This is a genomic window from Pseudomonas sp. P1.31, from assembly GCF_001269815.1.
GTDB classification, from domain to species: domain Bacteria; phylum Pseudomonadota; class Gammaproteobacteria; order Pseudomonadales; family Pseudomonadaceae; genus Aquipseudomonas; species Aquipseudomonas rustica.
In genome coordinates this window covers 362,006-375,289 of the sequence record NZ_LHVN01000044.1, presented here as the reverse complement: position 1 = coordinate 375,289, position 13,284 = coordinate 362,006, and the positions used below count along the sequence as shown (strand labels likewise).

Genomic DNA, 13,284 nt, shown 5'->3' with positions numbered 1-13,284 from the left:
TAAGTGTTGGCAGATATCTGAACCCCGCCCTAGCGGTTCGGAACTTAAACCCCGGAATTTCTCCCTCCCCAATGAAATCCGGGGCTTTTTTTGCCCAAAATTTGTCTGTAGCGCGTTCATGCTGCGTTGAAAGCGCAGCTCAAATGCTCATTTAGTTTCCCTAAACTCCGCTTTTCACTGCCCTTTCGCCTTGCCTGAACACACTACAAACAAATTTCCATATCCCGACTTACTCGGCTGCCGTCTCGGCGCCTTTGTCTGCCAGTTCCATCCAGCCGGCCAATACAGTGTAGGCCTCTTCCAGGCCCATGCGTTTTGGTGCAGAGAAGAGCTGGATGGTGACCAGATCACCCCAGCCTTTGCGAATTTCCGACTGCACTTTGAGCAGGGTGTTTTTGGCTGCGCCGTAGGTCAGTTTGTCGGCCTTGGTCAGCAGGATGTGCATCGGCATGCCGGCCGCAACGGCCCAGTCGAGCATGAGCAGGTCGAAGTCGGTCATTGGATGACGGATGTCCATCATCAAAATCAAACCCTTCAAACTCTCGCGGCCACCGAGGTAAGCCTCAAGGTGACGCTGCCAGTGCATCTTCAGCGGGATCGGTACTTTTGCATAACCGTAGCCCGGCAGGTCGACCAGACGGCGATCTTCGTCTAGCTTGAAGAAGTTCAACAGCTGTGTGCGACCCGGCGTTTTCGAGGTGCGCGCCAGGCTGGCGTGAGTCAATGTGTTCAGTGCGCTGGATTTGCCGGCGTTGGAACGGCCGGCAAACGCGACTTCGAAGCCTTCGTCGTCAGGGCATTGATCGACTTTGGCGGCACTGAGCATGAACGTGGACTGTTGGCACAGGCCGAGGATGGGATTCTTGAGTTGCATGGGATTTCCGATGTGGGCGGCGCCGGGATTGGGCGCGGAACGCGGTGTCGCTTCCGTTTCAGTGACGCCAGTATATAATGCCGCAGATTTTGTGTGTGCTTTGTCCCAGCGAAGGATGAAGTTCACGAGAGCGACAGACTTTGATTGCGCATTAGAACGCAGAACGCTCTCAACCCTGAAAAGGTCGTTTTATGACGAAATGGCTGCTGGCTGCCGGAGTCTTGATGCCGCTTTACAGCGCACAGGCTACACAGGATCCGGAAGCTGTGTACAACCGTGTTTGTGGTGCCTGTCATTCCGGCCAACTACCCATGGCGCCCAAAAGAGGCGATCAGGAAGCTTGGACGCCGAGGTTGGCGAAAGGTATGGAGACGCTGGTGCAACACGTGACCCAGGGTTTCAAGGCGATGCCGCCGCGTGGTTTGTGCATGGACTGCAGTGCCGAGGATTACCAAGCCATCATCCTTTGGATGAGCGAGTAAACCCGGTCCATAACTTAACCCTTAGCCGTAGTTGGATTAGCTGATGAACAAATTGATCGTGAGTCTGCTGTTGACCGTGGGAATCTCAGGCTTCGCCCATGCTGCCGGTGATGCCGCAGCGGGCCAGGCAAAAGCGGCCGTTTGCGGAGCCTGCCATGGCCCGGACGGCAACAGCATGGCGCCAAACTTTCCAAAACTGGCCGGTCAAGGTGAACGCTACCTGACCAAGCAACTGCACGACATCAAATCGGGCAAGCGCACCGTTCTGGAAATGACCGGGCTGCTGACCAACCTGAGCGATCAGGATCTGGCCGACATCGCCGCCTACTTCGCCAGCCAGAAAGGCAGCGTCGGCGCCGCCGATCCGAAGATCGTCGCTCGCGGTGAAGCGCTGTTCCGTGGCGGCAACCTCGCCAAAGGCCTGCCAGCCTGCACCGGTTGCCACTCGCCGAATGGCGCTGGCAACGCCGCTGCCGGCTTCCCGCACCTGGGTGGCCAACACGCTCAATACATCGCCAAGCAGCTGACCGATTTCCGCAAGGAAGAAGGCGGCCGTACCAACGACGGCGACACCATGACCATGCAGACCATCGCCAAGCGCTTGAGCGACGAAGATATCGCAGCGGTCTCCAGCTACATTCAGGGTCTGCACTAAGCGCCGGGGCGAGCGTTGGATGAAGGCTGAAGATCAAAAGATCGCAGCCTTCGGCAGCTCCTACGGGGGGGTTGCGTGATTCATTGCAGGCGTTGATATCTCCGGCAATGTTAACGCTCGATTAATCCGTCGCAGCAAGTATAAAAAGGGTGGCTTTGGCCGCCCTTTTTTGTGGCCGCTGCCGTTACACTACAGAACTCATGCCCGCCAGGATCTGTCTGAAAACAGGTCGCGCGAGGCGACCAAAATTGTCCAGGAGTAAAGCATGCGTAATCTGATCATCAGCGCCGCTCTCGTCGCTGCCAGCCTGTTCGGCGTCACCGCCCAAGCCGCCGAAGCCCCAGCCGCCCCTTACGTGGAACTGGCCAACCCGGTACCGGTTGCAGAGCCTGGCAAGATCGAAGTGGTCGAGCTGTTCTGGTACGGCTGCCCGCACTGCTACGCCTTTGAGCCAGTGATCAACCCGTGGGTTGAAAAACTGCCGTCCGACGTCAACTTCGTACGTATCCCGGCGATGTTCGGCGGCCCGTGGGACGCTCACGGCCAAATGTTCCTGACCCTGGAAGCCATGGGTGTCGAGCACAAGGTTCACGCGGCGGTTTTCGAAGCCATCCAGAAACAACACAAGAAGCTGACCGACAAGAACGACATGGCTGACTTCCTCGCCACTCAAGGCGTGGACAAGGACAAGTTCCTCGCCACTTTCGACTCGTTCGCCATCAAAGGTCAGATCGTAAAAGCTCGCGAACTGGCCAAGAAGTATGAAATCACTGGCGTTCCAACAATGATCGTCAACGGCAAGTACCGCTTTGACATCGGCTCTGCCGGTGGTGCCGAACAAGCGCTGCAACTGGCTGACCAACTGGTCGCCAAAGAGCGAGCGGCAACCAAGGCTGCAGCCAACTAAGCGCCGCCCCCGCCATGCGCCGCTGGAAGTCTGAACGCATCGTTGGCCTGCATGATCCGCAGGTCAACGAGCATCACCTGGAGTCCACGGGCCTGCCCGCAGACCAACGTCTGCGCCTGCTCAGTTTCAATATCCAGGTGGGCATCAGCACCGAGCGCTATCGGCATTACCTGACCCGTAGCTGGCAGCACCTGCTGCCGCACAACGGTCGCTCAGGCAATCTGCAAAAGATCGGCGACTTGCTCGGCGACTTCGATCTGGTCGCCTTGCAGGAAGCCGATGGCGGCAGCCTGCGTTCGGGTTACGTCAATCAGGTCGAACACCTGGCCCAGCTCGGCGCCTTCCCTTACTGGTATCAACAACTCAATCGCAACCTTGGCCGACTGGCCCAGCACAGCAATGGCGTGCTCAGTCGTCTGAAGCCGTCGGCGATTGAAGATCACCCGCTGCCCGGCCCGAAAGGTCGCGGCGCAATTCTGCTGCGTTTCGGCGAAGGCCCGGAAGCGCTGGTGGTGGTGATGATGCATCTGGCCCTCGGCGCGCGAACCCGCAGCCTGCAACTGGCCTATATTCGTGAACTGATCGGTGGCTACAAACACCAGGTGTTGATGGGCGACATGAACACCCACGCCAGCGATCTGCTACAACATTCTCCGTTACGCGATCTCGGCCTGCTGGCCCCGCAGGTGGAAGCGACATTCCCCAGCTGGCGTCCTCAGCGTTGCCTTGATCATATTTTGCTCAGCCCGACCCTGACCCTGGAAAAGGTCGAAGTGCTGGCGCATCCCATTTCCGATCACCTGCCGGTCGCGGTAGAGATTCGTCTGCCGGGTTCGCTCACGGCTGATGCATTGCCCGCGTTGAGTCCTGCCCCTCGCGGAACCCCTGAATGAGCGACGAAGCCCAGCGCTGGAAAGAGAAATACCTCAAAAGCATCGAACAACAGGACAAACTCGAACGCCGCTGGGCCGCCAGGCTCGACCTGCTGCGGCGCGGGCTGGTGCGTAGCACATTGGCGGCTGAAGGCACCGACAAGGTCGTTGATCAGTGCATGAAAGAGATGCGCGACGTGGTGCGCACCGACGACATGGACGCCGGCCTCGCCGCCCTGCTGCCGCGTCTGGAAAAAGCCGTGCTCGACTCCGAGCAACGCCGCGAAACCCGCATCGATCAGGTCAGCACCGCGCTGACAGCGCTGGTGACGCAACTGCAAGCCTTGCCGCTGCCTCGCGAAGTCGCGCAACCGTTGAAAAAATTCGCCAAGCAACTGGATGGCCGCGTCGGTTCGGCGCGGGAGATGCCGTTGCTGCTGAGTGAGCTCAGTGGTTTGCAGGGTAAAGCGTTGAGTCAGCTGGACGCGCCTGCTGAACCTGAGCGGCCGGGATTGTTGCAGCGTCTGTTTGGTGGTCGTGACAGCGATGAAGCGCCGGCAACAGAAGCGCCCGCCCCGGTTCAGGTTGCTCAACCGGTCGCTGCACCCGAGCCGATTGCGCCTACCGCAACCATTGAACCGGTAAAAGCTGCGCCTCCGATCCAGGAAGCCCCTTGCGTTGCGATCACTGAAACACCCGCTACGGCGATTCAGGCAGAACCGGACGTCTTCGCCTTCGTACCGCCAACCGTCGCCAGCGAAGCCGTCAGCGCTCCAGCCGAAGTCATCGCCGTCGAGCCGGAACCGCAGGTCATTGCCGCCCCTGCCCCCCACGTTGCCTTCAACCCCGACGAACTGATCCACCACAGCGATCCGTCCCAGCTGATCCTCGACAGCCTGCCGCTGCCCGAACCCATCGCCCAGGCACTGGCCGCGATCGACCCGGAACAACCCGAGCAAGACATTCTTTTTTCTCTGCCGGACACCCCGGAGCCGTCCTACAGCTCCGTGGCCAAACACATCGAAGACACCCTGATCGGCCTGCTCGACGACCTGACCCTGCCCGAACGCCATCGCCCGCAAGCCGAGGCGATGCGCGAGCGGCTCAAGCACGGTCTGAACTGGTACGAACTGATCCCGATCCTCGATGATCTGGCGACTTTGATGCTGGCGATCACCGACAGCGGCCAGCACGAATTCGAAGCCTATCTGCAACAACTCAACGAACGCCTTGAAGCGTTCCAGAGCAATCTGCAAGCCGCCAGTGACGGCCATGCCGATAACAGCTCGGCGGCGCGGGCGATGGACACGCAAATCCGTGAGCAGGTCGACGGTTTGCAGACCAGCGTGCAGGAGGCGGCGGATCTGGATGACCTCAAGCAAGTGCTGGAGAATCATCTGGAAGGCCTGCTCGGCACCATGGATCAGCACCAGAAGCAGCGCGACGCCCGCGAGCAGGAAGTGGCGACGCGGCTCAAAGGCCTGTCCGAGCGCGTGGCGCACATGGAACAGGAAGCCCAAGGCTTCCGCGAACACCTTGAGGAACAACGCCAGAAAGCCCTGATCGACCCGCTCACCGGTCTGCCCAACCGCGCCGCGTGGAGCGAACGCCTTGAGCATGAAATCAAGCAGTGGCAGCAGCACGGCAACACCCTGAGCCTGGCGATGCTCGATCTCGATCACTTCAAGCGCATCAACGACAACTACGGCCACTTGGCCGGCGACAAGGTGCTGAAGATCATCGCCACTGTGTTGCGCAAACGCCTGCGCGCTTCCGATTTCATTGCCCGTTTTGGCGGTGAAGAGTTTGTGCTGTTGCTGCCGGCTACGCCGCCAGCGCTCGGCGCGAAACTGTTGGAAACGCTGCGCGCAGCGATCGAGGCCTGCCCGTTCCACTTCAAGGGCGAACGCGTGACCATCACCATTTCCATGGGACTGGCATCGTTCAAGGCTGGAGAACACAGCGATCTGGTGCTGAAAAGAGCCGATCAGGCGCTGTACCGGGCGAAAAACGCAGGACGCAATCGGGTCGAGCTCGGCTGAGCAATTTGTTCCATTTTGTTTAAATCCGCCCGCTGACCGTCGAGACGCAAGGCAGTACGTTACACTGTTGCATTACTGTCTTGCGTGTATTGCCCTCAGCCATGAATTTTTTTTCCCTCCTCGCGTCGCTGCTCGTTCTGGCCGGTTGTGCCAGCGCCCCGCGTTACGACACCAGCCACCCTTCGGCCAATTACGACAGCCGCATTCAGTTCGTGATCGTCCATTACACCTCGGCTTCGCTGGAGCGTTCGCTGCAATTGCTGACCCACGGCGAAGTCAGCAGCCATTACCTGATCAGCGATGACAAGAACGCGACCGTCTACAAGCTGATGGATGAAAACCAGCGCGCCTGGCACGCCGGCGAAAGCCAATGGCAGGGCCGCACCTGGCTCAACTCCAGCTCGATCGGCATCGAAATCGTTAACCCGGGCTTCAAAGACACGCCAACCGGCCGCCTCTGGTATCCGTACAGCGAAGCGCAGATCCAAGGGCTGATCGCCCTGCTCAAAGACATCAGCAAACGCAACGGCATCAGCCCGCGCCACATCATCGGCCACAGCGACATCGCGCCGTTGCGCAAACTCGATCCGGGCCCGCTGTTCCCGTGGAAGCGTCTGGCGGCCGAAGGCCTTGGCCTGTGGCCCAATGAACAAGCGGTGGCTCGCCAGGAGGCGCTGTTCAACAGCGGCGAACTGCCAAGCATCAGCTGGTTCCAGGGGCAACTTGCGCACCTTGGTTACGACACACCGCAGACCGGCGAACTCGACGTCGCCACCCGTCACGTCCTCGCCGCATTCCAGATGCACTACCGCCCTTCGCGCTTCGATGGCACCCCGGACGCGCAAACGGCAGCGTTGTTGTTGGTACTTAATCAGACAAAATAATGACGCCCGCCCGACGGTCAGGGCGAAATCGCAATCAGCAGCTATAACTCATTGGTAATTCTTCGGATATTCCATATGGTTGCTAACCGAGAGACGCTGCGAAGCTGGTTTTATCGCCCCTGGTTTTTGGCGACGATCGCGGCTGTCCTCAGTGCCAGCCTGCTGATCGCCGGCGGTATGTTCTTTGCGATGCATCAGGTCGAGCAAAGCGAAAGCCGGGAAATGAACGCGCAAGGCGAACGTTTCCTCGCCCGCCTCGAACAATTGTTCGGCCAGTTGCGTGAAAGTCTCGACGACCTCGAAGCACAGCCGTTGCGCAGTTGTAACGGCGACATGATTGCCACCCTGCAGCAAGTCACCTTCAACTATCGCTTCGTCTATGAAGCCGCCTACAGCGATGGCACCCGAACCTGTTCCAACCGTCCGCGTCAGGAAGGTTTGACGGTTGCTCGCCAACCCGACATCAAAGGCCCGACCTACAGCTATTGGCTGAACACCACCACCGAGCCCGATGAAAACCGTGCGGCGCTTATGCTCGGGCGCGGCAATTTTCGCGTGGCCACTTCGCGCGGACATTTGACCGACATGGTCGACCTGTCGCCCGGCAGCAGCCTGCTGGTGGTGCTCGATCACGGCACGCGGGCAATTCCGGTACTCGGCACAGAGCAGGCCTGGCCGCCAACCGAGCACTGGCCACCGAAAAACCGCGAGGCGCTGCAAGTCACGCAAACTCGCCTTGTCTACCGCATGCCCACCGACAACCCGGAATATCAACTGGTGCTGATCTCGCCGCGCAGCGGCATGCACATTCCCGCCGTCTGGTGGTGGATGGTGCCAGCCTGCCTCTTGCTCGGCGCACTGGCCGGGTTCCTGGTGTTTTTGCTGGTGCGCCAGCGTCAGTCGATAGACGCCGAGCTGCACGGCGCGATTCGCCGTGGCGAGTTGCAGGTGCTCTATCAGCCGATCTTCGACCTCGACAGTCGCAACTGCGTCGGCGCTGAAGCCTTGCTGCGTTGGCGGCGCCCGGACGGCACGCTGACCAGCCCTGACCTGTTTATCCCGATGGCGGAGAACACTGGGCAGATCAGGCAGATGACCGACTTCGTTCTCCAGCGTTTGCTGGAGCAACTCGGTCAGCTCCTGCGCGCCAACCCACAGCTGTACATCTCGGTGAACCTCGCAGCGTGCGATGTGATGGTGCCGCGCATCGGCCAGGTCATGGCGCGCCTGCTGACATTGCATCGGGTGGCCGCGCGGCAGATTGCCTTCGAAGTGACTGAACGTGGTTTGATCGATGTGGTGGTCGCGCGGGAAAATCTGCAAGCCCTGCGCGACGTCGGGCACCAAGTGCTGATCGACGATTTCGGCACCGGCTATTGCAGCCTCGCCTACCTGCAAACCCTGCCGGTGGACTGCCTGAAAATCGACAAAGCCTTTATCGACGCGCTCGGCCATGACGCCGCCAGCAGCGGCGTTGCCCCGCACATCATTCACATGGCGCAGGCACTGGATCTGAAGGTGATTGCCGAAGGCATTGAACTGGAATCGCAAGCCGAGTTGCTCAGCAGCGAAGGAGTGAAATTTGGTCAGGGCTGGCTGTTCGCCCATGCCTTGAGCGCGGTGCAGTTTATCGAACTGATCACCCGAGGCCGACGACTCGCTGGCCGTCGCATGGACGACGAAGCCTAGACTGCCAACGCCATGTAGAACTGCGTGCCCTGCCCCGGCCGCGAATACACGCCCATGCGCCCGCCATGTAACTGCACGATTTCCTTGCACAGCGCCAGACCAAGCCCGGCGCCGCCCTTCTTGCGCCCGACCTGCACGAACGGTTCGAAGATCCGCCCCTGCTGGCCGTAGGCAATCCCTTCGCCGTTGTCTTCGACGCTGATGATCACCCGCTCGCCATGCCGACGGGCCTGCAAACGGATCTGGCCGTCGCGGGCGGTATGGCGCAAGGCGTTGTCGATCAGGTTGTCGAGCACGCGATCGAGTTGCGCCTGATCGGCTTGCAAACGCGGCAACGGGCCTTGCAACTCGACATTGAGGGCAATGCCCTTCGCCGCCGCTGAATCGGCGAACCGCAGCTGCGCCTGCTCGAGCAAATCTTCGATTGAGCATGGTGCCAGCGTGAGTTTCTGCAAACCGTTCTGGTAGCGCGAAAAGTTGAGCAAGTCGTTGATCAACTGCATCAGGCGCTGCATTTCTTCGTTCACGGTGTCGAGCAGATCAGCCTCGCGCGACTCCGGCGGAAATTTCGCCCGTTCGCGGAACAGGCCGAACGCCATGTGCATGCCGGTGACCGGCGTGCGCAATTCGTGGGAAGCGCGCAAGACGAACTCACTGCGCACCCGCTCGAACGCACGCTGCTCGGTGACGTCGTGCAGCACCATCACCGCGCCGAGGATATGCCCTTGGGTGTGGCTGACCGGTGTCAGGCTGTATGTCAGCAGACGCGATTCGCCATCGACCTCGATACTCAAATCTTCCGGTGCGCGCTCCAGCGTGCCGCCGCGCAGCACCAGTTGCAGCTGAGCGTCCAGCTCAGGCCTTCCGAGCGCGGTGCCGAGGCCTTGGCCGAGACGATCGTCCTCCCAGCCCAATTGGCGCTGCGCCACCGGGTTGAGGTGTTCCAGATGGCCTTGGCGGTCGATCATCAACAAGCCGTCGTCGATGCTGTCGAGCACCGCCTGCAAACGTTGCTGACCGGCGAGCAACTCGTCGACGTTGGTCGCTTGATGTTCGCGCAGTGCTTCGGCCATCAGCCCGAAACGCCGGGACAACAGGTTCACTTCCATCGCCGAGGAAATCGGCAGGGTCACTTCAAAGTTGCCCTGCCCGATGTTGTCGGCGGCTTTCGCCAACACTTCGATTGGCGCACCGAAGCGTCGCGCAATGCCGTGAGCGGTGACGAAACCAATGATCAACACCGCCAGCCCGACCAGCCCCAGCAGGCCGGCAACCAGCAACGCCCGTTCGCGGGCGGCGTGTTGCACGGCATTAATGTTGTCCAGCGCATGCTTGTGCTCGGTGATCAAACCGTTGCGCAGCGCATTGAAGCGTTCCCTGAAGTTGGCATTGCTGCTCAACGCGGTCGCCGGGTCACGGGACAGGTCAAACGCCTGCAGAAAACTTATGTAATCCGCTTTGGCCTGGCTGAAACCGTACTGGCGATCATCGTCACCGCGTTCCTGGGCGATGCCTTCATCGAGCAGCTCGAAGTAATGCTGTTTGGACGCTTCGAACGCGGCGTCATCCGGCTTTTCGGCCAACATGAGGATCAGTTGATCACCCAGCGTTTGCCGCATCTTCAGGCCCAGATCAAGGGTGACGAAGTTGTTGCGCAACAGCGCTTCCTGCGAGCCGGCCATCTGCATCACGCTGACCAGCCCGAGCAGAAGCCCGAGCAACGCCACGGTGATCAAGGCGGAAATGCTCAGGAACAACCGTGTGCGCAACTTCATCGCCAGTTTCATCGCCCGGCACTCACAGGTTGTACTGCTTGCGCTTGCGATACAGGGTCGAGGCGTCGATGCCGAGGGTTTTCGCTGCTTGATCCAAGGTGCCGGCGGTGGCGAGAACCGCGCCGATGTGGGCTTTTTCCAACTCATCCAGGCTCAGCGCGGCGCCAACCCGTGGTGCGTTGTTGGCTGGCTGCTCGGCCATGCCGAGGTGGCTGATTTCCACGCGTTCCTGCGGGCAGATGATGCTTGCCCGCTCGACCACGTTGCGCAGTTCACGAATGTTGCCCGGCCAGCGGTAACCCAGCAGTGCTTCACGGGCCTCGTCGCTGAAACCGCGTGCAGGACGCGCGTACTCTTTAACGAAGCGCGCCAGGAAGCGATCGGCCAAGGTCAGGATGTCCTCGGCGCGCTCACGCAGCGGCGGCAAGTGCAGGGTAATGACGTTGAGGCGATAGAGCAGGTCTTCACGGAAGCGACCGTCGCGCACCATGTCTTCCAGATTGAGGTTGGTCGCCGCGAGAATTCGTACATCGGCGCGACGGGTAACCGGATCCCCTACCCGCTCGTATTCCTTGTCTTGAATAAAACGTAGCAATTTTGGTTGCAACGTCAGTGGAAAATCGCCGATCTCGTCGAGAAACAGCGTGCCGCCGTCAGCTTGATTGACGCGACCCAGCGTGCTTTCACTGGCACCGGTAAACGCGCCGCGACTGTGACCGAACAGCTCGCTTTCCATCAATTCCGCGGTCAGCGACGGGCAGTTGATGGTGACGCAGGATTTCTTCTCGCGTTTGCTCCAGCCGTGAATGGCGCGAGCCAGTTCACCTTTACCGGTACCGGACTCGCCGAGGATAAGAATGTTGGCGTCGGTGCCCGCGACCTGACGTGCAGTTTCCAGTACGACTTTCATCGCCGGGCTGTGGGAATCGAGCCCGTCCTTTGGCTTGCGGATCTCGCCTTCGAGGGCTTCGAGGCGCGCCGACAATTGGCGCACTTCCAGTTGTTTGGCGGTGGCCAGACGCAACTGATCAGGGCTGCACGGTTTGACCAGATAGTCGGCAGCACCGGCCTGGATCGCGTCCACAGCGGTATCAACAGCCGAATGCGCGGTGACGATCACCACGCGCATCCACGGCGCCTGAATGCGCATTTGCGCGAGTACATCGAGGCCGTTGTCTTCACCCAGACGCAAATCGAGGAAGCACAAGTCGAAGACCTGGCGTTGCAGCAGCGCGTCGGCCTGAGCGGCGCTGTTGGCCGTGGCCACCGTATAGCCTTCGTCTTCGAGGCAATAACGGAAGGTTCGCAGGATGGCGGATTCATCATCCACCAGCAGAATGCGGCCTTGTTGCTCAGTGGCAGATTCCATTTTTCCTACGCTCCATAAAGATTGGTCTTGGGTTAGTCCCGGAAAAATCGGGCAAGTTGCATGGTTGATTCTGAACGATGCGAGCCATAGGAGGGTAGCTCTCTCCAGCCTTCAGGGCCAATACGTTGATTTTGTTGATTTTTTAAACAAACAGCGATTTGCAGGGGATTCCCTGCGTCCTTTTCTGACATCCAAGACCTCCACTCAATTCCATAAGAATGAATTCTCCTACGAAATAATCGTGCGGTTTGCACGACCGTGGAAGAGCCATCGTGCAGGATGCGTCGCGAAAGATTTTCAGATCGATCGTAACCTATTGTTTTTATTGGTTTTTTAATCAACTAAAAAACTGGCATGCAGTCTGCAATATCTCTATCAGCCCGGGCAGATCAGATCTGCCCTAACCGAATAAGAGAGTGAGGAACCCAGGATGACTCGCCAACGTGCCGCCCAAGTGCGTATCTCGCCACTGCATATCCAGCAAGGTCTGTTTGGCGTACTTGCGCTGCTGATCACCCTGATCGCTTGCCAGCAATACCTGCGCTGGGAAAACGCCCAGCAGCCAGAGGCACCGCTGATCTCGATGCAGCACGCGACACAGAGCCATTTCAGCGCTGTCAGCAGCGCCCAGGAAGACAGCGCGCCGATGCGCATGATGTCAGTCGACCAGGCGGAGCCACTGGATCAGCTGCCACGCGAAGAGCGCTGGGTTTTCTGATCGATCTGATTTTACAAATTCGGGCGCGCAGCGCCGGAACACGCCACACCCCTAAATAGAGAAGTAAGGAGAATCACCATGTTGAGCTGGGCAATTACATTCTTGATCATTGCCATCATCGCTGCAGTACTGGGCTTCGGTGGTATCGCGGGCACCGCCACGGGTATCGCCAAGATTCTCTTTGTCGTGTTCCTGGTGATGTTCATCGCTTCCTTCTTCTTTGGCCGTCGCGGCCGAGGTTAACGATGAATGCTTTAAAAGCATTGGCAGCCGCCCTGCTTCTGGGCGGTAGTGCCATGGCGATGGCGGCCAACGACGGCCAGACGCGGGTCAACGAACTGCTTAGTTCCGACCCGCAGTATCGGGAAACGTGGGAAGGCGTGGTGAAGAAGGAAGAGCGCCTGCCGGAATGGGTGATGAACCTCTCCGGTACACCTGACCAACAGATGAATGCCGTCACCGAAGATGGCGACAAGTACCTGGTCGGGCCGCTCTGCGAATCGCAGGACAAGTGCCTGAACCACCGCTTGATCGTCGCGTTCAGTTTCGACAAGAAAGATGCATACGCCATGCTCGTCGATGTGCCCGAAGGACTGCCGGCCGACAAGTCGCCCACGCGACATGCCACTTACCGCTTCCTCGGCAAACCCGATCAAGGCATGCAGGATCTGCTGATGGAAACCCTGAAGAAAGATCCGAACTGGTATTGAACATGAAGGCAGCAGCCCTGCTGCCTTCCTTTGCACCGAGCCGAGGAGGCTCGGCGCATGACCAAGGGGCCGGGACGTTCTGACTGTTACAGGGTCGGAGTGACCTACGGGTACAGGGAGTGCCTGCGAGAGGGCCGGGTCAGGGCACGTCAAAGCTGCGACGCAGGTTCGCCAACCCCCAGTGGTTCGACGGACTTGCGCTGAGCTTCATCCTCAGCAAAAAACCATCAAAACATTGATCCAGAGCGACCTGCTCATGCTTTTTAGCGACCAGACTGTGCGCGAAAACATTACGCGGTGTTTCCGG

General features: G+C 59.5%; 13 protein-coding genes. 10 read left to right on the top strand and 3 right to left on the bottom strand.

Features of this window, described 5'->3' with window-relative positions; translation table 11 throughout:
* Positions 1-229 precede the first annotated feature (229 nt).
* Positions 230-874 carry a ribosome biogenesis GTP-binding protein YihA/YsxC gene (yihA, locus tag AD669_RS27680; protein ID WP_053125400.1) on the bottom strand — a complete coding sequence of 215 codons (645 nt, stop codon included), beginning with the start codon at positions 872-874 and terminating at the stop codon, positions 230-232.
* Between the two features lie 191 nt (positions 875-1,065).
* On the opposite strand from yihA, the gene AD669_RS27675 reads away from it, so the two are divergent.
* The 7 genes from AD669_RS27675 to AD669_RS27645 all read left to right on the top strand — a co-directional run bounded on the left by AD669_RS27675 (position 1,066) and on the right by AD669_RS27645 (position 8,405).
* Positions 1,066-1,356, top strand: a complete 291-nt coding sequence (locus tag AD669_RS27675; RefSeq protein WP_053125398.1) for a cytochrome c5 family protein — start codon at positions 1,066-1,068, stop codon at positions 1,354-1,356.
* 43 nt (positions 1,357-1,399) lie between these two features.
* Positions 1,400-2,011, top strand: coding sequence for a cytochrome c (locus tag AD669_RS27670; protein ID WP_008081240.1), 612 nt, complete (start codon positions 1,400-1,402; stop codon positions 2,009-2,011).
* A gap of 265 nt (positions 2,012-2,276) precedes the next feature.
* Positions 2,277-2,918: a thiol:disulfide interchange protein DsbA/DsbL gene (locus AD669_RS27665; RefSeq protein ID WP_053125396.1), complete on the top strand. Its 642-nt coding sequence runs from the start codon at positions 2,277-2,279 to the stop codon at positions 2,916-2,918.
* Between the two features lie 14 nt (positions 2,919-2,932).
* On the top strand, positions 2,933-3,811 hold the full coding sequence (locus AD669_RS27660; RefSeq protein ID WP_053125394.1) for an endonuclease/exonuclease/phosphatase family protein: 879 nt from the start codon (positions 2,933-2,935) through the stop codon (positions 3,809-3,811).
* Positions 3,808-5,832, top strand: a complete 2,025-nt coding sequence (locus AD669_RS27655; protein ID WP_053125392.1) for a diguanylate cyclase — start codon at positions 3,808-3,810, stop codon at positions 5,830-5,832. The genes AD669_RS27660 and AD669_RS27655 overlap by 4 nt, the downstream gene beginning before the upstream one ends.
* 101 nt (positions 5,833-5,933) lie before the next feature.
* Positions 5,934-6,716 carry an N-acetylmuramoyl-L-alanine amidase gene (locus AD669_RS27650; RefSeq protein ID WP_053125391.1) on the top strand — a complete coding sequence of 261 codons (783 nt, stop codon included), beginning with the start codon at positions 5,934-5,936 and terminating at the stop codon, positions 6,714-6,716.
* Between the two features lie 75 nt (positions 6,717-6,791).
* Positions 6,792-8,405, top strand: a complete 1,614-nt coding sequence (locus AD669_RS27645) for an EAL domain-containing protein (protein WP_053125390.1) — start codon at positions 6,792-6,794, stop codon at positions 8,403-8,405.
* Here AD669_RS27645 and AD669_RS27640 read toward each other — a convergent pair.
* Together AD669_RS27640 and algB are read right to left on the bottom strand one after the other, a co-directional pair.
* Entirely contained in the window at positions 8,402-10,192 is a 1,791-nt protein-coding gene (locus AD669_RS27640) for a KinB sensor domain-containing domain (RefSeq protein WP_053125389.1), read from the bottom strand. The genes AD669_RS27645 and AD669_RS27640 overlap by 4 nt on opposite strands.
* 10 nt (positions 10,193-10,202) lie before the next feature.
* Entirely contained in the window at positions 10,203-11,549 is a 1,347-nt protein-coding gene (gene algB, locus AD669_RS27635) for a sigma-54-dependent response regulator transcription factor AlgB (protein WP_053125387.1), read from the bottom strand.
* A gap of 430 nt (positions 11,550-11,979) precedes the next feature.
* Here algB and AD669_RS27630 point away from each other — a divergent pair, with 430 nt between their 5' ends.
* The 3 genes from AD669_RS27630 to AD669_RS27625 all read left to right on the top strand — a co-directional run bounded on the left by AD669_RS27630 (position 11,980) and on the right by AD669_RS27625 (position 12,977).
* Positions 11,980-12,267: a hypothetical protein gene (locus AD669_RS27630; protein ID WP_053125385.1), complete on the top strand. Its 288-nt coding sequence runs from the start codon at positions 11,980-11,982 to the stop codon at positions 12,265-12,267.
* Positions 12,268-12,345: 78 nt separating this feature from the next.
* Positions 12,346-12,510, top strand: coding sequence for a DUF1328 domain-containing protein (locus AD669_RS28370; RefSeq protein ID WP_003177151.1), 165 nt, complete (start codon positions 12,346-12,348; stop codon positions 12,508-12,510).
* 2 nt (positions 12,511-12,512) lie between these two features.
* On the top strand, positions 12,513-12,977 hold the full coding sequence (locus AD669_RS27625) for an inhibitor of vertebrate lysozyme family protein (RefSeq protein ID WP_053125383.1): 465 nt from the start codon (positions 12,513-12,515) through the stop codon (positions 12,975-12,977).
* The last annotated feature ends 307 nt before the right edge of the window (positions 12,978-13,284 follow it).

Excerpts from the sequence above, each read along its gene's own strand:
- yihA (WP_053125400.1), bottom strand. The coding sequence starts at position 874 with ATGCAACTCAAGAATCCCATCCTCGGCCTGTGCCAACAGTCCACGTTC.
- AD669_RS27675 (WP_053125398.1), top strand. The coding sequence starts at position 1,066 with ATGACGAAATGGCTGCTGGCTGCCGGAGTCTTGATGCCGCTTTACAGC.
- AD669_RS27670 (WP_008081240.1), top strand. The coding sequence starts at position 1,400 with ATGAACAAATTGATCGTGAGTCTGCTGTTGACCGTGGGAATCTCAGGC.
- AD669_RS27665 (WP_053125396.1), top strand. The coding sequence starts at position 2,277 with ATGCGTAATCTGATCATCAGCGCCGCTCTCGTCGCTGCCAGCCTGTTC.
- AD669_RS27660 (WP_053125394.1), top strand. The coding sequence starts at position 2,933 with ATGCGCCGCTGGAAGTCTGAACGCATCGTTGGCCTGCATGATCCGCAG.
- AD669_RS27655 (WP_053125392.1), top strand. The coding sequence starts at position 3,808 with ATGAGCGACGAAGCCCAGCGCTGGAAAGAGAAATACCTCAAAAGCATC.
- AD669_RS27650 (WP_053125391.1), top strand. The coding sequence starts at position 5,934 with ATGAATTTTTTTTCCCTCCTCGCGTCGCTGCTCGTTCTGGCCGGTTGT.
- AD669_RS27645 (WP_053125390.1), top strand. The coding sequence starts at position 6,792 with ATGGTTGCTAACCGAGAGACGCTGCGAAGCTGGTTTTATCGCCCCTGG.
- AD669_RS27640 (WP_053125389.1), bottom strand. The coding sequence starts at position 10,192 with ATGAAACTGGCGATGAAGTTGCGCACACGGTTGTTCCTGAGCATTTCC.
- algB (WP_053125387.1), bottom strand. The coding sequence starts at position 11,549 with ATGGAATCTGCCACTGAGCAACAAGGCCGCATTCTGCTGGTGGATGAT.
- AD669_RS27630 (WP_053125385.1), top strand. The coding sequence starts at position 11,980 with ATGACTCGCCAACGTGCCGCCCAAGTGCGTATCTCGCCACTGCATATC.
- AD669_RS28370 (WP_003177151.1), top strand. The coding sequence starts at position 12,346 with ATGTTGAGCTGGGCAATTACATTCTTGATCATTGCCATCATCGCTGCA.
- AD669_RS27625 (WP_053125383.1), top strand. The coding sequence starts at position 12,513 with ATGAATGCTTTAAAAGCATTGGCAGCCGCCCTGCTTCTGGGCGGTAGT.